This window comes from Mesorhizobium sp. CNPSo 4684, from assembly GCF_057784315.1.
The window spans coordinates 1-20,456 of the sequence record NZ_JBWLUX010000050.1; the positions used below are offsets into that span (position 1 = coordinate 1).

A 20,456-nucleotide genomic window follows, 5' to 3' on the forward strand; every position below is an offset into this window, starting at 1 on the left:
AACAATCCGGGTCTGGCCGCCCGGACGCGGTTCGTGGATCCCCTCATAACCCTTGGCAGCCTGCGCTTGGGCACCGAGAGCGACATGCTACGCGCATTCCAGCGCATCGTTCATGATCACAATGGCGACGACACGGCCGACTTCCTGTTCCTGCCAGTGAACGATGCCAGTGCCAATCGCCGCGGCAGCCATTGGTCGCTGCTGTTCGTCGATCGCCGCGAGCGCGGACAGCCGGTTGCCTATCACTACGACTCGAACGGGAGATACAACGAGGCGCCCGCAGGACAACTCGCAGCAAGGCTGGGCGCGCGCTTGGAGTCACCCCGCATCACCCAACAGCGAAACGGTCATGATTGCGGCGTCTTTGTGGTGGACGGCACGCGCGAGCTGGTTAGGCGATTGGCGCAACCAGGGCAGCCAGTCCAGCTGGACCTCGACGGGCTCCGTGCCGATCGGCAGGCACTGCAAAACAGACTGCAGGGCTGAAGTTTGGCATGGCGGGATAGCTGCAGTTTCGCCATGGCGGGATAGCTTAAATTTAGACTGGAGCACCTCACGCCTACGGCCCTGCGGCTCGGACACAAGGAAGGTACGAAGCCGCCACCCAGCAACCCAGCCCGGCGCGCGGCAAAAGTTTACCGCAATAGCGGTCGGCTTCGACTATCGCTGAAGGCGAGACATTTTTTGCCAATGCCGAGGTACCCTTCCACATCTGCAGGCGCTGGTTGGGGTGCCGCTGCCGTCGCAGCTTGTCGCGCTGCAGTCGACATTCGTGCGCAAACCGTCTGGAACTCTGTAGGGAACAGTCCAAGCAATTCAGGCAATCGGGCTAGGGGCGTCGCCGACGCTCCTCCACGCGCTGAAGCGCGTGCCTCCGGCCAGCTCAAGGAGGGGCGAGAAAGAGCTGATAGCCGACTATTCCAACGCGGCGTAGCGGTGTCGTTATCCGTATCCAGGCCGAGCAGTGTGAAGGGCAGTTGCTTCGCAATTCTGTGAGAACACTGCTCAGCGGCGTCTGTTCGCCAACCAGCCAGGGCGCATATTCCATCCCGCCGCGTCCAGGACTTACCGAACACGCAGGCAGTGACATCTTTGCCATGAAGCGCGTAAAGACGATGTTGACGACCTCACTATAGGCTTTCAGCATCTCCTTCATACGGCCTAGCGGGCATTTTCCGGGCAGCAGTTTGGCGATGGCTCTTTACGCGATGGGGCGACGACCTTCGCTTCCGGTGCGTTGGAGGCACCGAGGTAGGAATCAAGGGTGAACGACACGCGGTGGTCGGAGCAGATCGTCTGCTAATTTCCTCGTCCGCGTCCACAGGGTTTTCCTTCCGCTTCGCTATCGAAGCCTCCGCTTCCGCAGGCTTGTGGTCTGTATCGATAACGCGCTGAAAAACCGGTGGTTCGGCGGTACAGCAGATAGCCTGCCAGCACTTGGTCTAGCCATTTCCCGGTCGGGGTGAGACGGCGAAAGATTCGCGTGGCCCTGCCAAGCCTAGGCGGACCCGTTTTGTGCGTGAAAGCCTGTTGGATTAGGCGGGCGATGTAGCTTACGCGTTGACCGACGTAGGAGACGGTTGTCGAAGCCAATCCTACCACGTAGATATCGCCACTAGCATCCTGCGCCCGCAGACAAAGGTGCTAACGTTCCACTAGACGTTTTTGCCTGGAACTCGAACTCGGATGGGCATAGCGATCGCAGGAGACATCAAAACTACGGTTTTTAGACACCCGTCAGCGAGCCAGAAACAGCGGCATTGGCGGGTTGCCGTCCAGCCATCTCGTCACCCCTCCGAAGAGGCGGTCGCGGAGCCGCCGGCTGCCATAAGCGCCCATGACTATCATGTCGGCAGACGTGTCGATTGCGTGCTGCGCGAGCACCGTGGCCGCCGGTTTGCCATGGCTCGGCAGCCGGTCAACCGCCACCCGGGCGCCATGCCGGGCGAGGTAGGCAGCGATGTCGTCTCCGGGATCGGCGCCGTTTCCGTTGCACGTAGCCTCAGGATCGACCAGGGTGACACGAACGTCCTCAGCACCGCATAGGAGATCCAGCGCTTCCCGAACCGCGCGGGACGCCTCGACTCGCGAATCCCAGCCGACCAGCACGCGCCGCGGCGACAGCGTCGCCTCAGCGCCCCTTGGCACGACAAGCACCGGCTTTCCCGTATCGAACAAGCTGCCGTTGATAGCAAAAGGTCCGAGCCTATCGTCGTTGAGAAGCGAGGGGCCGATGATTGTCAGGTCGGCGCAGAGCGCCCGTCTTCGCACCACCTCACCGATGGTGGCCTCGTCGCAGCAGTCGGTATCGACGTCATAGCAAAGCCACATGGCTCTCAGCAGTGTCTGAATTTCCCTGGATGTTTTTTCCAGTCTGGCCATGTCCTGGGAAAATCTCTCGATCTGCCTAAACCGTTTGTCCAGTCTGGCGATGGCCCGCCACTCGGGGATGCCATCGCCGAGCAGCGGAGACGGCATAGTGAGCGGCGGAGGCGACATCACCAGTACGGAAAGATACGCGCCGACTTCGGCACACAAGCTGGCAGCTGTTTTGACATCCTGACCGGAGTGGTCAGCTCCCGTCACACTGAGTACGCTTCTGAAAGCCATTTGATTGTTTCTTTCTGAACATATCGTACCTGCCGGCGCGTTTCGAAGCCGCAAGACTTGCCCTGAGCTCGCCGCAATGGAAGTGGCACCGCATCGGCCGCCATTCAGCCGTCCGGCTTCTCCAGCGAATAACCGGCCGACCTGACGGTACGAATCACGCTGCCGGGGGAGGCCGCCTTCAGCGCCTTTCTGATCCGGCTGATATGCACATCGACGGTGCGTGCACCGATGTGGATATTGTTCGGCCAGGCCGCGTCGATCAGCTCTTCCCGGCTGAAGACCCTTCCGGGAGCCTCGAGCAAATGCCGCAGCAGGTTGAACTCGAGCGGTCCGAGATGGATGTCGTGGCCATTGCCACGAACCCGGTAGGCATCGAGCTTCATCTCAAGACTGCCGCAGCAGAGCCAGCTGTTTTCAATTCCGTTTGAACCCGGCTTCGGCAGCGCCAGCTTCGTCCGTAGACAGTCGAGCAGCGTGGCCGGCGCGATCGGTCGCACAAAGCTCTCGTCTATGCCGGCCTTCAGCAGATCGAGGTGCTGGTTCTCGGCGCCGGGGGCGATGAGGGCAACAATGGGAAGGCCGCCGGTACGGGGCTCCCTCTTGAGCCTGGCGCAGATTGTGGGGCCTGTGGCGCTTGCTGGCCCGCAGTCCAGTACTACCGCCTGGAGTTCCCGCTCATCGGCCGCTGCAAGTGCTTCCGGCATGCAGCCTGCCGGCTCACTCGTGAAGCCATCCACCTCCAGAATGTGGCTGAGGAACAGATACAACTCCGTATCTTGCGAACAGATCAGGACCAGTGGCTTCATCGGCACTATCCCAACAAGCAAATCGGCCTCGACCACCTCGGTTGGGTGGGCTCGCCACGGCACGTCTTCAAGGCCCGGCATGATCGCGCTTAAAGAGCGGTTCCATCATGCCCGCGCCACCTCGGGATAGGCTTCAATGACCGCGATCGCGTCGCCGGCCAGTTTCGTTCCGGCCGCGGCGAGTTTCCACAACGTCTCGAAGCCGAACCGATGGACGTCGCGAAGGGTCTTCGACAGAACGACCAACCGCCCGGCCGTGAAGATCACGCGCCCGAAGCCCTCATGGCTGATCTCCATCATCGGCGATGCCATCAGGCCGGAGCGCTCTTCGATCGCAAGCCCGACGGCCGTGTAAAACATGTTGAGCCTCCACAGCACATCAGGATCGGGATCGCCGATGATCGGGATCGCACGGCGCTGTTGCTTTGTGATGACGAAGTCTCCCAGTAGCTCGGCGTCTGATTTGCCTTCCCACGATCCGAAGGAGTCCTGGGCACGGATCAGCCGCACGAGGCATCTGACGAACTTGGTGGCAAGGGCCGCTTCGATCTCGCCGATATCAGGGCTAACAACGGCATCGAACATTTCGCCTGCTCCTCATTTGAAATCCTCATCCTCGAAGGACGTTTTCTTTTCGGCAACGCCTGCCTCCGCCAGCACCTTGCGCAGCCAAGGCGGAGGACACGTCCTCAGCATCATCTGCGTGCGCAACAGCACCTCTTGAATGCTTTGGGGCTGCGGCACCTTGATCGGAAGGATCTTCGCCGAAATGACCTTGGCCGCCGAAGGTCCGCCGATAGCCAGGCAAAACAGGAGATGACAGCCCTTCAGCGCCTCCACCTTCGGCGTTATGCGATCATCGCCCTCGCTGCGATGCTTGCCGGTCTCATCGGAAACGTCGTCGCAGACCACGGCTTCCACAAGCTGCCATTCCTCGCGTGTCATGTCGTAGACTGCAAAGCGCCTGGCCGACCCGAAATGAGCGTTGAGATTCTTCATGTCTTGCGTGGCGATCGCCACGCGCAAAGCGCCGGGTTGCTTTAGCGGCATCGATGCGTGAGCTTCGTCAGGCACGAGCGAGAGGCGACGAACTGAGTTCATCTGGCATTTCTCGGTAGCGGAATGGATCAAGCCCCTCAGGCGTCGGCGCATGCCGACTGGCCTGGAAGATGTTGGCAGCCTCGAAGATCAGGTCGCGGGTCCCCCGATAGAGGATTGTGAGCTTGTGTTGGCTGCCGATCCTGTCGAAGATCGGGAATCCGACGCGCATGAGCGGGATGCCGAGGTGCTGCGCGGCCTGGCGGCCGTGGGAATGGGTGACCAGAAGGTCAGTGCCGACGCCAAGAGTTTCCAAATCGCCGAGATCGCCAATCTGAACTGAGTCCGCCGGTACTTTCTCCAGAATTTCCGACATATCGGTCGTGGTGACCGCCGCAGCGATTTCGGAACCCATGCCGACGAAGAACGTCGCGAGTTGGTAGAGCTGGTCTGGTTCGGCAGCGATCGCAATTTTCTTCCCTCCGAAATGGAAATGCCCATCGAGCAACGCATCCTGCAACTGCGCCCTGCGACGGCGCACCGCGGCGGGGACCGGCACACCGGAAATCGCAGACAGCAGCGAGATGAAACGGTCGGCGCCCTTCAGTCCTGTCAACGACTGGAACAGCACGTAAGGTACACCGGTCAACCTGTGCAGCAGCTCGGCCGGGCGACGCATATGCTCGCCGATGGCAATGCATTGCACGGCCGTGCCAAGCCCGCGGATGTCCTCGATGCTGGCACCGCCATAGCTGGTCGAGACCCAGCGGTCCGGCACCGTACCGTCAAGCGAGCCGGAAACGTCCGGCACAATCACCGGCTCGAGTCCGAAACTTTCAACCGTCTCACGCAAATGCTCGATATCGGCCACAGTGAGGCTCGAGGCGGGCAGGACCGCGATCTTCTTCGATCGCCGCGCCTGCGCGCCGGGCCTCGTAATCCTTTCGATCATCGACGCGACAGCCTTGGCCCAGCCCTCTTCGATCGCCCCGTCGAAATCGGGCGTGCTGGCCAGCACGACCTCCGTACCCGCGAGTTCTTCGGCGCGTTTGAGCCTGATATTAGCGATATCGCCCGCGAAATCCTCGCCGCGGGTTTCCGTCAGCGCGGTCGTGCACACTCCGATCAGCTTTGGATTTGTGCGAGTCTTGAGATTGAGAATCGCCTCTTCCAGATGATCCGCCCCACCAAGGATCGTCGCCACCTCGTCCATCGCGGTGGTCTGCAGGGGGATGGCTTCCTTGAAATGCCGCACGAAGAGCACGAGCGCGAAGCTGGTGCACCCCTGGCTGCCGTGGAACAACGGAATGGCGCCCTCGATCCCGAGGAAGGCCAAGGCTGCACCCAACGGCTGCGATGACTTCAGCGGATTGACCGCCGCGGCTTTTGTCTGGGGGAGGATGCGGACCATCGGCTTCCTCACCGCTCGCCGAAATCTTCGGCCGTCGTGCCAGCGAATTTGAAAGCCTGGACGGTCGCGGACTCCGACGGCTCGCCGCCTTGAGCGGCCTGGCACTCCCACGGTGATGGCTCCCGAACCTGACGCCAGATCGGGTTGTGGATGGCGAGGTCGATTTGGCGGACGAGTTCCACCATGCCTTCATAACCGGCATAGGGCTGGTGGCGCTCCTGGTTGATGTCGAGCCAGGGTACCTTGGCCTTCAGCGCGATGAATTGCGTGCGCCCGCCCGACAGCATGATGTCGGCCTGGCGTTTTGAGAGCATCGCGTAAAGCTCGCGCGGCGCCATGGTTTCAAACATGTGGTTCTCGTGCCTGAGAATTTTCTTGATCCGCTCCTTGTCTTCGACCGTTGATTTCTTGACCGAGGTGCCGACGATCTCAATGCCGATCTCCATCAGCGCCTGGACAACCGACCAGGATTTCACACCTCCGGTGTTTAGAAGCACGCGCTTGCCTTGGAGCCTCGGTCGGTAGGCCGCGAGCTTCTTCCAGGCAATCGCCTCCTCTTCAGCAATCAAGGCCTCGGTGCGGCTTAAGATCTTGGGATCTGCGCCCTTCTTCACCAGCAGTCTGGCAATCTGCCGAAGCGCTTCAGAGGTCTCGGTGATGCCGTAGAAGGAGCCTTCGAAAAACGGGATATCCCAGCGCTGCTCCATCTTGCGCGCCAGGTTGATGAGTGCGGTCGAGCACACCACCATGGTTGCCCGGGCGCGGTGCGCTGATGCAACGTCAAGGTAACGCGCGTCGCCGGGAATCGAGGCGCGCACCCGGATGCCGAGCCGATCCAGGAGCGGCTTCACCAGCCAGAATTCGCCCGAGAGGTTGAACTCGCCGAGAATATTGACGTCGTGCGGACCGGCATCGTCAGGCTCCACCGTGCCGATCACATGATCGAGCAACGCTTCGCCGGCAAGCTTGTTGCCGAGATTCTTCGAGCCCACGAACCCAGGCGCTTTGACCGGCACCACCGGCAAGCCGAACTTCTCCGCCGCGCGTTTGCACACGGCCTCGATGTCGTCGCCGATTAGGGCCGTAACACAGGTCGAATAGACGAAGATCGCGGGCGGCGTGTAAGCTTCCTTGATCTCGCGGATCGCTTTGAAAAGTTTGCGCTCCCCCTGCCCCATCACCACGTCGAGTTCGGTGAGATCGGTCGTGAAGCTCGTGCGCCATAGAGTTGGCCCAGACGAAGCCGTGCCGCGGTTGTCCCAGGAATTACCCTCGCAGCCGAGCGGTGCATGGACCAGATGCGCGACATCGGTGATGGGCTGCAGCACGATTTTTGCCCCGTCGAAGGCGCAGCCGCCGGCGGCCGCCCCTGGGGTCAGCGGTTTGGTGCAGCCCTTTTTGCGGGCCTGGGCATCCTTGCCGCGGTTCTTCTCGCAGGCAGGCTCGTTGAAGACGTCCTGGATTTTGGCATTGAGCGAGGACATTACGCTGGTCTCCAAAGTCCGTCGGGAAGCGACCGGCCTCTCCGATAGTCGGTCGCCACTGCTAAAGCGGTAGCGATTTCAGTGCCGCTCCGCCCACTCAGGGTTTCACGCATCACTTCTCCGCAAACTGGTTCGCACGTCTCTGGGAGACATGCCTAGCGGGTGAGATCATAAGAATAGTCCGTCACTCCCGTCTGGCTGGTCTCGCGATCGAGCTTATCGAAGATCTTGTCGAGGATTGTCGTCAGTACGCGCAGCCCACCTTGGTAGCCCATGAGCGCAAAGCGATGGTGATGGTGCCGGTCGAACAGCGGAAATGTCAGCCGAACGAGCGGGGTGCCGGTGTCGCGCTCCAGATACTTGCCATAGGAATTGCCGATCAACAGATCCACGGGCTCGGTGAATAGCAGCGATCGCATCGCCCACAGGTCCTTGCCCGGCCAGACTTGGGCCGCCCTGCCGAAAGGGGAGAATGCAAGCATAGCCTTCATCTCGTCCTCCCACGCCGAGGTGCCGTTGGTGGCCAGGCAGTGGGTCGGCTCGCCCCCCGTCTCCATGATGAAGCGGGCCATGGCGTGGACGAAGTCCGGGTCGCCGTAGATCGCGTATTTTTTGCCGTGCAGCCAGGACTGGCTGTCCGCCATGGCATCAACAAGTCGCCCGCGCTCCAGTCGGATTGCCTCGGGAATTTCCTTACCGGAGATCGCGGAGACCTCCATCAGGAATTCGTCGGTCGCCTGGACGCCCAGCGGGTAATGGAACGAGGCCCCGGCCTGACCTACCTCCTTGCAATATTCCAACGTTTTTCGCGTATTGTAATGCTGTAGCGAAAGTGTCGCCTCAGCGTTCAGTGCGTTCCTCACGTCTTGGATTTTCGTGCCTCCGTCATACATGCGGTACTCGCCGTCCGATGGTGTGTCGAACTGGTCAGAGGCATCTTGGATGAACGTATAGGACACGCCCATCAGATCGAGCAGACGTTTGAGTTCCCGGTTGTTGCCGACGCAAAAGCCGTCGAAGCCCGGAATGATGTTGATCGTTCCTTGGGCTTCCGTTCGCTGCTGGCCTTTCCAGAAGTGTTCCAAAATGCCCTTGATCGTACCGTCATATCCGTCGACATGGCTGCCGACGAAGGCTGGCGTGTGGGCGAACGGCACGTCGAAGTCGCGCGGGACTGAGCCTTCTTCCTTGGCGTTCTCGATGAAGCTGCGCAAGTCGTCGCCAATGACCTCGGCCATACAAGTCGTCGATACGGCGATCATCTTCGGGTCGTACAGTTGGTACGTGTTGGCGAGTCCGTCGATCATGTTCTTCAGTCCGCCGAACACTGCCGCGTCCTCGGTCATAGAGGAAGAAACCGCCGAAGCAGGCTCCTTGAAATGGCGCGACAGGTGGGAGCGATAATAGGCCACGCAGCCTTGGCTTCCGTGGACGAAGGGCATGGTTCGCTCGAAGCCGGCGGCCGCGAATACCGCGCCGAGCGGCTGGCAGGCCTTGGCGGGGTTGATGACAAGCGCTTCGCGCGCAAAGTTTTTCTCGCGGTATTCCCACGTCTTGGTGAATTCGCCTTGATCGGCTACGACCTGATCCTGGTGCGGACATTCGAAATTCAGCTTCTTCTCAGCAAGCATCTGCCTGTATTCCGGCTCGCGGAAGAGGGGCGCGTGGTCGAGAACTTTTTCGGCCGACTGCGGCATGGTGGTCACCCTTCTTGAATCTGACCGCGCTGCAGCGCGGGACAGGGACATTGAACGTTTCAGGTCTTCCGCGGATGGCGGGGGTTTATCGTCTCCCTGGGGAGACCAGGCTCGGACCAGGTTCTATTCGGCAGCCATCGCCTGCCCCCGGCTTGGACGTCTTTTCCACGGCGCCTCGAATAGGTCCCAAACCGGGTTGTTGATGGCAAGATCCACATCGCGGGCGAAAACGGCAAAGCCGTCATAGCCGTGATAGGGCCCCGAATAATCCCAGGAGTGCATCTGACGGAACGGTATGCCCATCTTTTGCACCGGGTATTTTTCCTTGATCCCCGAGCCTACAAGATTAGGACGAACCCCCTCGATGAACTTTTCCAACTCGTAGCCGGTCACGTCGTCATAGATCAGCGTGCCGTTTTTCACGTAGTGGGCGGTGCGTTGATAATCGTCGTTGTGGGCGAATTCGTAGCCTGTGCCGACGATCACCATGCCGAGGTCCTCGTATGCTGTGATGACGTGGCGAGGGCGCAGGCCGCCGACATAGAGCATCACCGTATTGCCTTCCAGGCGCGGTCGGTATTTGGCAATGACCTCGTCGACGAAGGGTCGGTACTTGGCGATGACCTTTTCGGTCCTCTCCTCGATTTCCGGCCCAAAGTGCTTGGCAATCTTGCGCAGGGAGGCTTCGATCTGGGAGGGACCGAAAAAATTGTATTCCATCCAGGCAATGCCGTACTTTTCCTCCATGTGCCGACAGATGTAATTCATAGACCTGTAGCAATGGATGAGATTGAGCTTGGCCTTCGGCGCGCGCTCAATCTCGGCGAGCGTTGCGTCGCCCGACCAGTTGCCGACCACACGCAGGCCGATCTCCTCGAGCAGGATTCGCGACGCCCACGCGTCGCCTCCGATATTGTAATCGCCGACCACGTTCACGTCGTAGGGGCCACCCTCGAACTCGACGGCCCTCTTCTCGAACACCCAGTCGCGGATAGCATCGTTGGCGATGTGGTGGCCGAGCGACTGCGAGACGCCGCGGAAGCCCTCGCAGCGCACCGGCACGATCGTCTTTTCGATCTCCTTGGCCTTCTTGCGAGAAACCGCTTCGGTGTCGTCGCCTATCAGGCCGATCGGGCACTCGGACTGCACGGTGATGCCCTTGTTCAGCGGAAAAAGCTCTTCGATCTCGTCGATGATCTGCTCCAGCTTTTTGTCGCCGCCGAAAACAATGTCTTTCTCCTGGAAATCGGAGGTGAACTGCATTGTCCCGAACGTGTCGATGCCCGTCGTGCCGACGTAGTAATTGCGGCGCTGCGACCAGGAGTATTGCCCGCAGCCGACCGGGCCGTGCGAGATGTGAACCATGTCCTTGACCGGACCCCACACCACTCCTTTTGAGCCGGCATAGGCGCAGCCGCGAATGGTCATCACGCCGGGAATGGATTTGATGTTTGATTTGACGTCACATTCGGAAAGGACCTCCCCTTCCTCACCGGCCTCATCCCCGCTCTTTGCTACATTGAGGTGCTTTTTGCGGCGCTTCGCCGTCTTGTCGGGATAGTGGGACAACACCTCCTCGATAAGCTTCGCATGGAGAGCACCGTCATTTTCATATTCCAGGCTCATGGGACCCCTTTCAAGGTTCGCGTGACGCCTCACCGGGAGGCGCCTTTGTTTCGAAGGCGCGCCAGGTCAAGGCCGCACCTCAAGTCGACATCGCTTGTTTACTGTGCAGCCGCCTTTGCCGTTTCCTTGGCCTGAAGCTCGGCAAGCATTTGCTCGTCTGTCTTCATGATGCCGAAGTCGAGCAGCATGTCCTCGAGCTCCTCCATGGTGATTGGGGTGGGGATGGTGCCCTGGCCCGAATTGCCATGGATCTTCTCGGCCAGCGCGCGGTATTCCCCGGCCTGGTTTGAATCCGGCGCATACTGGATCACCGACATCTTCCTGAGCTCGGCGTGCTGAACGATATTGTCGCGTGGCACGAAATGGATCAGCTTGGAATTGAGCCTGGAAGCCAGCGCTTCGGCGAGGTCGAGCTCGCGGTCCGTTTGGCGCTCATTGCAGATCAGGCCGCCAAGCCGCACGCCGCCCGAATGGGCGTATTTCAAAATACCCTTGGCGATGTTGTTGGCGGCATAGAGCGCCATCATCTCGCCGGACATGACGATGTAGATTTCCTGGGCTTTGTTCTCGCGGATCGGCATTGCAAAACCGCCGCACACCACGTCTCCGAGCACGTCGTAGGAAACATAGTCGACATCATCATAGGCGCCATTCTCCTCGAGGAAGTTGATCGAGGTGATGACGCCGCGGCCGGCGCAGCCTACGCCCGGCTCGGGGCCGCCCGACTCCACGCACTTGATGCCTTTGTAGCCGATCTTGAGCACGTCCTCGAGTTCAAGGTCTTCCACCGAACCTTCCTTTGCTGCAAGGTGCAGCACGGTATCCTGCGCCTTCGAATTCAGGATCAGGCGGGTGGAGTCGGCCTTGGGATCGCAGCCGACGATGAGTATCCTCTGCCCCAAGTCGACAAGGGCGGCGAGCGTATTTTGGGAGGTGGTGGACTTGCCGATGCCGCCCTTGCCGTAAAAGGCGATCTGACGCAGACCTGACATGTAGCTTTCCTTCCTTCGTTCCATTCATCGCGGCTGCCGCGATACGAATGCCGGTCGGCAGCTTTCGCCGCCTCGTAACGTAGGGTTCAAAACTCATGCCAATTTTAGTGACGCATCGAAGAAAGTTTTTTTGTTCTTCCTTTTCAGTTGTTTGGCCTCAGCAAAATAAGGGGAAGTGACTAACTCAGCCTATGTCGCGGACCTGACAACACCAACGAAACATGTCGGACAGTGTTGAATAGGACAGCCATATTGTCTGGGCCTGAACGGGCTTTGTGCTTACGGTAGGCTCAGCCGGCTAGACTGAAAGAGCGGTCACTCCGTCGGCACGGGTCGGCTGCATTAGCCCTGAATATCAAGCAGCCGGAGCCCGGCCCGTCGGCTTGGTAGAGCTTCCGACATTTTCGTCCACCTTCTGACACAAGAAGGTTCGTCGATCCGTCAGCTGGAAACGCGCTTTCATGTTTCCCGAGCACTGGCGGCTTTGAATGTTACACGTTGAGCCGATGTGATCGCCGCCTCGGATGGAAGGCTTTTCTCCATCGCGTCTCCGAGAGCAGTTCTTTCTGCTCAAGGTGAAGATCGCTTCCCTTCCTGCTGCAAGTTAGATGGCACGGCATTTGCGCCAGCTCATCAGAGCCATCGAACCACAAACAAAGCGGAGAGCGAGGCATGGGTGAATGCAGAGAACCGCTTAAGCCGACGGTGCCTGTTGCTCGGGGCCCGACATCCAAACGTGTGGCATTCGACCGACTGCCGCTTGCCAATCCTCATCGGCATGCGGATCCCGAAGGAGTGCATCAAAGGATCACCCCAACCGACGCCGGCGCGCCACTGGTAACCATCTACAATAGCCAGAGGCACCTTCGTGAAGCGAGACTCTTGCGCGACGCCAAAGTTGCGGCACCACACGCCTGCTTCGACATCGGCACAGTTGATCGCCACGTGTTTCTCCTCGAACACTGCCAGCCCATCGCTACTTGCCGCAAAACGGTTGCTCGATCTGCCCAAATCACTCATATCGGTCCGGCCGTTCGGATGACGAAGGGGTGGGCCAATGCCCTCCCGTACCACCGGATGGAAAAGCGATTTGGAAGCCGCGAAGGCCTTCATCTCACGTCCGGCATGTCTGCCGAGTCGACGTTGTGTCGGCCAAACCGAGAAGCCATGCCAGGTTTCGTCTAGCAGGAGTTAATTGATGACCATCACGAAGAAAGTTCCTTTCGTTACATTTCGCACGCGTGTTCGCGATGATTCCATTGAGGGGCCGAATCCATACCGCTGGGAAGACAAGACATCCGACGACTATTTTGGTGGCAAGCGCGTCCTCCTGTTCTCGCTTCCTGGCGCCTTCACCCCGACCTGCTCGACCTACCAACTGCCCAATTTCGAAAAGCTCTACGACGAGTTCAAGAAGGAAGGAATTGATGCAATCTACTGCATCTCCGTCAACGATGCCTTCGTCATGAATGCGTGGGGCAAGTCTTTGGGGCTGCAGAAGGTCGAGCTCATCCCGGACGGTTCAGGCGAGTTCACGCGCAAAATGGGCATGCTGGTTGCTAAGGACAATCTCGGTTTCGGAATGCGCTCCTGGCGCTATGCGGCTTTGATCAACGACGGCGCGGTAGAGCAGTGGTTTGAGGAAAAAGGCTTCTCCGACAACTGCGAGACCGATCCCTATGAGGTTTCATCCCCGCAAAACGTTCTTGAAACACTGAAGGCAGCCGCATGACCGAGTGAAGTCTGGCAGCCCCAACACACGGCCAAGAGTGTCCTCGAACGGAGTTTCGCGCTCAACATGCTGTCCTCGGCAAGGCTGCTTCAACGCCAGAAGCAATCGATGGTGGCATCGCCTCAGCTCATTGAGTCGATTCGCCTGCTGCAACTGGCTCGCGTCGAACTGCATCAATTCGTAGAGCAGGAACTCGAGAAAAATCCTCTTTTGGAGCCTGCTCCAAAAGAGGGTGAGGCTCTTGGCGACGTTCCGATTTCGGCAGAGCAGTCTACCGGCGAACCCGAAAAAGACATTGATAGGCCGACGAGCGCGGCGTCCGCCGAGCGACTGGGGGAATGGAAATCGCTGCGCAACACGACGAACGTTCCGGCGAGTGATCGCCCTGCGCTGGAAGAGTTTGCCGCCTGCACCGAAACGTTGCACGATCACGTAGCTAGTCAGATCGCGCTCACCGCATTCACACCACAGGAACGGCTGATTGCCGCCGAGCTTGCAGGCCATCTGGAAGACACCGGCTATATTCGGGCGAATCTTTTGGAACTGGCCGGCATGCTAAACGTCGGCGAGCCGGATGTGGAGCGTGTGCTCGCAACCTTGCAGCACTTTGATCCACCGGGAATATTCGCTCGCACCCTTAGCGAATGCCTCGAGATCCAGTTGCGCCAGCGAGACCGGTTCGACCCGGCGATGGCCGCTTTGATCGCCCACCTTGAGCTGGTCGCGAGACGCGATTTTCAGGCACTAAAGCAGCATTGCCGCGTTGATGAAGACGACCTCCTTGAGATGCTGCATGAAATCCGTGCGCTCGATCCCAAGCCCGGCAACCGATTCCAATCCGGAGCGCCGGAACCCATCATACCCGACGTCTTGGTCACGCCCTCGCCCGGAGGTGGGTGGCAGATCGAACTTGATCCAGATGCGCTGCCCAAGGTTTTGATCAATCAAACCTATTTCGCTGAGGTCTCGCGACACACGGTCCAGAATTCGAAAGATCAGGCATTTCTGAACGAATGCCTTCAAAACGCGAACTGGTTAATCCGCAGCCTCGATCAGCGTGCCCAGACGATTCTTAAGGTTGCCACTGAAATCGTGCGCCAACAGGATGCCTTCCTCCGACACGGCGTCGCCCACCTGCGGCCCCTCAATCTGAGGACTGTCGCTGAAGCGATCAACGTGCATGAGTCGACGGTGAGCCGGGTGACCTCGAACAAGTATATGCTTACTCCACGCGGGGTGTTTGAACTGAAGTATTTCTTCACTGTCGCGATTGCCTCCTGCGAAGGTGGTGACGCGCACTCCGCCGAAGCTGTCCGTCATCGGATCAAAGCAATAGTTGCTCAAGAATCCGCCGGTCACGTGCTTTCCGACGATGACATCGCCGCGCGGCTGAAGGAAACCGGCATCAATGTTGCCCGGCGCACCGTTACAAAATATCGCGAGGCGATGAACATCCCCTCCTCTGTACAACGGCGCAGGGAAAAGCGCCTATGGCTCAATGGAGATGGAGCTTTGCCGTCTGATCCCTCTGACGTCAAACCCCAACGCTGACATAAACAGAGGGTTCTCATCAATGCGCACGCGGCATGCGCTCTTCCATATGAGGGCCCTATCGACAATGACCTCTCTCATCAGCAATTCCGTTTCTTTGATTTCTGGCTATTGAATTTACCGATGCAAACACCTTCAGAGCGCAACGCACAGAGGAATAAGTGCGCAGGGTGCATCGTTCACCCCGTCACGAAGCTGCTGCACATCGTTTCTCACTCGAAGGATGCACATCGCGTTGTGATAAGCGCGAGAGAGTTCTCGTTGACGCAGACCACCCGGCAATCATCGACGTTCAAGACTCTTCGAGTTCGGCATTCAAGCGCCCCTCAATTTGCCGTCATAGATCACTTGGCTGAAATCGAGGTCTGCTGTGATAGTGTCGCACTTGCCCGTTGAACCGCGATTGACGGGAATAGGCCGTCGCCAAAGCGATGGGGGTGCTCCGCGCACGATGTTCTTTGCGCCCGCCGTGCGTCGAACAAGGCTGAGAGGGTAGGGAGCGAGGGAGCGCTCCCTCAAAAGCGCCACAGCGACCGAGCGACCGGTGTACAAGAAATGGCTCGGATCGTGTTGCCGCGGTCGGATGCCGTATTCCAATCAGAGCCGCGTGTTTTGGCACGGCCTCGGTCCCGGCGATCCGTTTGTTCGTTCTCTCAACATTCTGTCCGGTCCGCGACACAGGTCGCTACCCGAACCGTGCTCGGCCCGCTCACCCTGATCGGACCGATTAAGTTTTCCCTCCTCCCGTGCAACGGCGCCTGGAAAAAGCGGCTCTGGCTCAATGGCGTGAGATTGGCGCCTCGGACGCCGGCGAGAGCGCCTCTTAGTCCAACGCGATCCCGTTCTTGATCCGGGCCAGGCGACTTTCGCCGTCTTCCGGGCCGAAGCAGCTTTCGAAATCATTGCATTCACGGCAGCTAGGCGAGCTGCATAGTGAAAATCCTTCGGATTCGCAGAGCTTGCGATAAAAGTACTTCTTCCATTTCATGTTTTGGGTGTTGCCGGCCGCAAGCGTCGGGAAATGCGTGGCAAGCAGGCGGCTAAGCTCGTTCCGGTTGAAAAGGCCAAGATCCTGCCAGAGATGGTCGTTGCGCATGGCACGCCGGGCGATGATCTTGGCGAACCGGGCGCTGGCCGGGTCGCCCGGCCGGGCATGCGCGAACAGCAGCTCGCGCAGAAGTTCTTCCTCCGGGTCCGGCTGGGGCTCGCCCGCCTCTTCCAAGGCGAACGCGTTGACGGCGACCGCGGGGAAGCTGCCGGCCAGGACATCGCGCAGCTCGGCTCGCGAAAGACCGGTTGCTTGTGTCGCCGTCGCCTTGCCGGCCTCGAGTTCCTCAAGCGCGCTCCAGAGCACGCAGGCAAGCGCATGCCGGTCGAACTGCAGCTCGGTCGGCGATTTGCCAGTGCCCAGGCAGCCATGGTGCTGCGCGGCATGGGTGTCATTCTCCTGGTCCCGTCCCATCAATCGCCCTGAAGAGCGAGCGACTTGCTGACCGCTGGGATGATCTTTTCTCCCCAGAGCTCGATCTGGCGTAGCATCGTCTTGTGGTCGAAATCGCCCAGTTGCGTCTGAATTGCGACCTGGTCGGGTTTCAAGATGTCCATCTCTTCCAGCAGGCGGTCAATCACGCGATTCACGCTGCCGATCGGCAGGTTCTGGCGCATCGTCTCGAATGATAAATCCTGCTGCGTCGGCGTTTCGTTTAGCAGATAGCCGTCCGGGCTCTGCTGACGGCGCTGGTGCAGCGCTTCTGATAGCCGGCGCTGAAAACGGGCGTTGTCGAGATAACTGTTGATCTCTGCCTCGTCGTCGCTGGCATAGCAGCAACGCAGCAGACATATCTTGGCGTCCGTGACATTCTTCCCTTCGGAAGCCGCCGCCTTCCCGATTGCTTCGCGCAGCGCGGTCAAACTCTCCAAGCCATTGTGAAATGCCGTGACAAAGAAATTGTGCCCCTCACGATAGGCCCGGCTTATGCGCGCGGCCCCCCCAGCGATCCAGATCGGCGGGGTCGGCTTCTGGAGGGTACGCAGCGAGATCGCCGTCGGAGGTATGTGCACATACTTGCCGTCGTGCTCGAAGATGTTTTGGTTGAGGCCTTTCAGAAGAATGTCCAAGTATTCCGAAAACACGGCCGCCGCCTCATCGATATTGACGCCGAAACGTTCGAACTCGAATTTCTGGTATCCCAAGCCGACGCCAAGCTCGAGGCGGCCGTTCGCCACGATGTCGGCGAAGCCGATTTCTGAAAGCAAGCGCTGCGGCTGATATAGCGGCAGCACGCATACAGCAGTGCCAAGGCGAATGGTGCTCGTCACGCCGGCACAGTGCGCCACCATCATCAGGGGCGAGGGAATCAGACTGTAATTGTTGAAGTGGTGCTCGGCGAACCAGGCGGTAGCGAAGCCGGCTTGCTCCGAAACGGTGGCCTGTTCGATGGAGTTGCGGATGACGCTGTCGCACGATTGATGATAGCCTCGCTGGGCCGCCAGGATGAAGGTTGCGAATTCCATGAGGTTTCCTTGTTTACAGGTGAGTTAGCCTGTCGGAGATGCGCCAAATACGCGCACAGGCCTTGGCTGCGGCCAGCCTTGCCGGCGGCTTGGTTTTGCTGCAACCGCTCGCAATTGGGTGGCTAGGGCACGCGGAGCGGTTGGAACTGCTTTGACCACGATGAGGACGGACGTTTTCGTCATCGCCGAAATTCACATCTTCGGTCGAAGCAGTGCGCGCGCGGCGCGCAGCGGAGCTGAAGCCTTGGATATTCTCGGCCCCGGCGCCTGACGAAAAGTCGCCGGTCAACACGCTGCCTCAGCAAAGTTCTCGGTATCGAGTTCGCTGGCGTTCCCCGCATCACCGGACGCGGTCCAGCCGCCGTCCACGTACAAGGTGGACCCGTTAACGTATGAGGCGGCAGACGAAGCCAGGAAGAACGCGGCCTCAGCGACGTCTTCCGGCTCTCCCAACCTGCCCATCGGGATGCGCCGCCGGATCGATGTGGCGTCGATGCGACGGACCTTCGCTAACTGAGCAGAGCCAGGCGCGCAGATGTAGCCAGGAGCTACCGTGGCTGTGCGAATGCCGACAGGCCCGAGTTCGGCGGCCAGGCATCGGGTCAGAATGTCCAACCCAGCCTGGGCGGCGCCATAGGCATGGCGCGGCGCGAACGGCAAAAAGCTATTGATCGATCCGAGATTGAGGATCACGCCGCCAGGGCACATCGCCTTGATCGCCTCGCGTGCGCAGGTGAAGGCGCCGGTAAGATTGACATCCAGGACGTGTTCGATGTCTTCGGGTATTTCTTCGATTCCCAACAACGACGTGTCGGCAGCAACACCGTTGACGAGCACATCGACACGCCCGAAGCGTCCCCGCAGGTCCTCGAATAGCGCCACCACCTCGCTCTCGACGGCCACGTCCACACATTTGGCCGGGTTGTTGCCGCGGAGCCACGCAGCCAGTTCTGCCGCTGCGGCACCATCTTTGTCAGCGATCACAACAGTATCGCCGCTCTCGGCAAAGCGGCGAACGACGGCCGCGCCTATACCGTTCGCACCACCTGTGACAAGCACAACTCGCGCCCCGGTAGCCTCGGCAGGACGGCAGAGTTCGGCCTGGGGGGTCCCATCCACCGGCGGGTGCGCATCTCCCGGCTGGTTGAATGACATCCAGCCTCCGTCGACCGCCAGCACCGAACCGGTAATGTAGCGCGCCCGATCGCTGGTCAGAAAACGCACAACGAGGGCGATCTCATCCGGACGTGCCAAGCGACCCAGCGGCACGCGGCGGCGCACTGCCGCTAGATGCATTTTGCCTGCCCGTTCCAGTTCCATCACCATCGGCGTGCGCACATAGCCCGGCGCTACCGCCGTCACGCGAATGCCGCGAGAAGCCCACTCGCATGCAAGCGACTTCGTCAATGAGATCAGGCCGGCCTTCGAGGCAGCGTAGGCGTTGCGCTTGGCATTGCCGACGACGCCCGCCATCGAAGCGACGTTGACGATGGCACCGCCCGGCTTCATGCGCCTCGCCGCTTCGCGGGCCATGACGAGGGGTCCAATCAAGTTTACTTCCAAGGCGAGACGGAAAGCGTCGACACTGGTATCGACACTCGCAGCCATGCTGGGCCCCATCGCGGCGTTGTTGATGAGGGCGCCAATGTGCTCGAACTGTGCTTCGACTCGACCGTAGAGCGCGAGGACATTCCCCTCTCGCGAGATGTCGCACTCGAGGCCGAGATGCGGATGGCCGAGCCCACGGGCCAGTTCAACGACCCCGCTGCCAGCAAGGTCTACCGCAACAACAGTGTCTCCGTCCCTGACAAGAATATCGACCAGGGCGCGGCCGATCCCGCCCGCGGCGCCCGTAATGACGACGGTGCGTCCTGCCTGCTTCATGAAAATCTCTCCGCGCTCCCATCAGCGATCTCAGCCCATCAGCTTGCGTAGCAAAATGACGTCTCGGTAAAACAGCGTCCTGGCCACGACCTGAATAGACGATGCAGCGATCCGGCTGCGGTCCAACTTCCGAATTGGTAGCCGATCCTGCGAAGAGACCCGTCAAGGACAGGTTACCTTGGTCGCGCCAGTCGGTGCACCCCAGCGTCGTCAAGCCGCTAGTGGGGCAGAGCAGACCGCTCACGCCCGTCGTGGGGCTGAAAGGCAATCCTATATGCCCCTCCTCACCGAACCGTCTTTCGCCGGGATCGCTGTGGCATTGCAAAGTTCTCATAGCCGTTAGCCTCCGTTGACCGCGCGGCTTTGTCGTTCGAAACCTGTGAGGGGCCAGGCGGGGAAGGTCCGCGACGCTTTCCAAGCCTGTAGACCGGATCGTGCGGATGCGGTGCTCCGATCGGCCGTCGCGGGCCGAACCGTTCCGCTTCAACGACCGCTGGTGGGATCTGCTCCTCGAGCCAATCGTAGACCACGGTTCGTTCGGCAATCCGCCACTCCCCTTCCCTGTTCTGAAACAGGTCGCAGTAACGGCCACACAGGAGCGTCTGGCGTGGTTCTCCATCTTCGTCCGGCCCGCGTTGCAACGCGGTGAAATAGCTCTCGACCGCGGCATCTGCCGGACCAATGAATTCGATGATGATGTTGGTGATCTGGTGGATGTTGCGCGGTCCGGTCTTGAAGACACCCAGCGCCAACTGAATGAAGCCCTCTGCCGGGCCGCAATAGGCCCCGTGATTGTCCTGTGCATCGGGCCAGTATGCGCTGCTAAGCGCCGCCTCATCCGCACGGTCTATCCCGCGGCAGTACCGATAGAGGCAGTCGCGGATCGCCTCACGGGCGAGTAGCTCGGTAATTTTCAGCTGGTGGTCCATTAGCTTCGCCACAAATTTTGTGATTGGAAGAGTGTGTTTTGCGAGCCGCGGCGTCCTAGGAGTAGTGGGAGCGTCCCGACGCGCAGATGCGCGCCTACGTTGGACGAGTAAGATAGTGGATAGGAGGGCGTCGTCCGTTACCATATGCAGGCTACCTGAGCGGTCCTTTCTTGCCCTCCGAA

Annotated in this window: 17 protein-coding genes; 3 read left to right on the forward strand and 14 right to left on the reverse strand. The window is 59.9% G+C overall.

What is annotated here, in order from left to right:
* Positions 1 to 486 (forward strand): Ulp1 family isopeptidase (locus tag AC04SG_RS30605; protein ID WP_488554078.1); only part of this gene is annotated, 486 nt, incomplete at its 5' end.
* Positions 487 to 1,737: 1,251 nt separating this feature from the next.
* On the opposite strand, the gene AC04SG_RS30610 is transcribed toward AC04SG_RS30605, so the two are convergent.
* From AC04SG_RS30610 to AC04SG_RS30655, 10 genes are all read right to left on the reverse strand, one after another.
* Positions 1,738 to 2,610, reverse strand: coding sequence for a universal stress protein (locus AC04SG_RS30610; RefSeq protein ID WP_488554079.1), 873 nt, complete (start codon positions 2,608 to 2,610; stop codon positions 1,738 to 1,740).
* A 104-nt stretch (positions 2,611 to 2,714) separates the two neighbouring features.
* A complete protein-coding gene (locus AC04SG_RS30615) occupies positions 2,715 to 3,416 on the reverse strand; it encodes a response regulator transcription factor (RefSeq protein WP_488554080.1) in 702 nt (233 codons plus the stop codon).
* Between the two features lie 105 nt (positions 3,417 to 3,521).
* Complete coding sequence (locus AC04SG_RS30620; RefSeq protein ID WP_488481675.1) at positions 3,522 to 4,001, reverse strand: NifX-associated nitrogen fixation protein; 480 nt, start codon at positions 3,999 to 4,001, stop codon at positions 3,522 to 3,524.
* 12 nt (positions 4,002 to 4,013) lie between these two features.
* Positions 4,014 to 4,517: a nitrogen fixation protein NifX gene (nifX, locus tag AC04SG_RS30625; RefSeq protein WP_488481676.1), complete on the reverse strand. Its 504-nt coding sequence runs from the start codon at positions 4,515 to 4,517 to the stop codon at positions 4,014 to 4,016.
* The gene (gene nifN, locus AC04SG_RS30630; protein WP_488554081.1) at positions 4,483 to 5,865 is read right to left on the reverse strand and encodes a nitrogenase iron-molybdenum cofactor biosynthesis protein NifN; all 1,383 of its coding nucleotides are present in this window, start codon (positions 5,863 to 5,865) and stop codon (positions 4,483 to 4,485) included. The genes nifX and nifN overlap by 35 nt, the downstream gene beginning before the upstream one ends.
* Before the next feature lie 8 nt (positions 5,866 to 5,873).
* A complete protein-coding gene (nifE, locus tag AC04SG_RS30635; protein WP_488554082.1) occupies positions 5,874 to 7,349 on the reverse strand; it encodes a nitrogenase iron-molybdenum cofactor biosynthesis protein NifE in 1,476 nt (491 codons plus the stop codon).
* 155 nt (positions 7,350 to 7,504) lie between these two features.
* Positions 7,505 to 9,046, reverse strand: a complete 1,542-nt coding sequence (nifK, locus tag AC04SG_RS30640; protein ID WP_488554083.1) for a nitrogenase molybdenum-iron protein subunit beta — start codon at positions 9,044 to 9,046, stop codon at positions 7,505 to 7,507.
* Between the two features lie 123 nt (positions 9,047 to 9,169).
* A complete protein-coding gene (nifD, locus tag AC04SG_RS30645) occupies positions 9,170 to 10,672 on the reverse strand; it encodes a nitrogenase molybdenum-iron protein alpha chain (RefSeq protein ID WP_488554084.1) in 1,503 nt (500 codons plus the stop codon).
* 98 nt (positions 10,673 to 10,770) lie between these two features.
* On the reverse strand, positions 10,771 to 11,664 hold the full coding sequence (nifH, locus tag AC04SG_RS30650; protein WP_488554085.1) for a nitrogenase iron protein: 894 nt from the start codon (positions 11,662 to 11,664) through the stop codon (positions 10,771 to 10,773).
* 633 nt (positions 11,665 to 12,297) lie between these two features.
* Positions 12,298 to 12,777: a hypothetical protein gene (locus AC04SG_RS30655; protein WP_488554086.1), complete on the reverse strand. Its 480-nt coding sequence runs from the start codon at positions 12,775 to 12,777 to the stop codon at positions 12,298 to 12,300.
* A gap of 85 nt (positions 12,778 to 12,862) precedes the next feature.
* On the opposite strand from AC04SG_RS30655, the gene AC04SG_RS30660 reads away from it, so the two are divergent.
* Together AC04SG_RS30660 and rpoN are read left to right on the forward strand one after the other, a co-directional pair.
* Positions 12,863 to 13,396 carry a redoxin family protein gene (locus AC04SG_RS30660; protein ID WP_488554087.1) on the forward strand — a complete coding sequence of 178 codons (534 nt, stop codon included), beginning with the start codon at positions 12,863 to 12,865 and terminating at the stop codon, positions 13,394 to 13,396.
* 66 nt (positions 13,397 to 13,462) lie between these two features.
* The gene (gene rpoN, locus AC04SG_RS30665; protein WP_488554088.1) at positions 13,463 to 14,947 is read left to right on the forward strand and encodes an RNA polymerase factor sigma-54; all 1,485 of its coding nucleotides are present in this window, start codon (positions 13,463 to 13,465) and stop codon (positions 14,945 to 14,947) included.
* Between the two features lie 823 nt (positions 14,948 to 15,770).
* Here the strand turns inward: rpoN and AC04SG_RS30670 are convergent.
* The 4 genes from AC04SG_RS30670 to AC04SG_RS30685 all read right to left on the reverse strand — a co-directional run bounded on the left by AC04SG_RS30670 (position 15,771) and on the right by AC04SG_RS30685 (position 20,274).
* The gene (locus tag AC04SG_RS30670) at positions 15,771 to 16,409 is read right to left on the reverse strand and encodes a nitrogen fixation protein NifQ (protein WP_488554089.1); all 639 of its coding nucleotides are present in this window, start codon (positions 16,407 to 16,409) and stop codon (positions 15,771 to 15,773) included.
* Positions 16,409 to 17,461: an LLM class flavin-dependent oxidoreductase gene (locus tag AC04SG_RS30675; protein ID WP_488554090.1), complete on the reverse strand. Its 1,053-nt coding sequence runs from the start codon at positions 17,459 to 17,461 to the stop codon at positions 16,409 to 16,411. Before AC04SG_RS30675 ends, AC04SG_RS30670 begins: the two co-directional genes overlap by 1 nt.
* A 285-nt stretch (positions 17,462 to 17,746) precedes the next feature.
* Positions 17,747 to 19,345, reverse strand: a complete 1,599-nt coding sequence (locus tag AC04SG_RS30680; protein ID WP_488554091.1) for an SDR family oxidoreductase — start codon at positions 19,343 to 19,345, stop codon at positions 17,747 to 17,749.
* A gap of 284 nt (positions 19,346 to 19,629) precedes the next feature.
* On the reverse strand, positions 19,630 to 20,274 hold the full coding sequence (locus AC04SG_RS30685) for a nuclear transport factor 2 family protein (protein ID WP_488554092.1): 645 nt from the start codon (positions 20,272 to 20,274) through the stop codon (positions 19,630 to 19,632).
* Positions 20,275 to 20,456 lie beyond the last annotated feature (182 nt).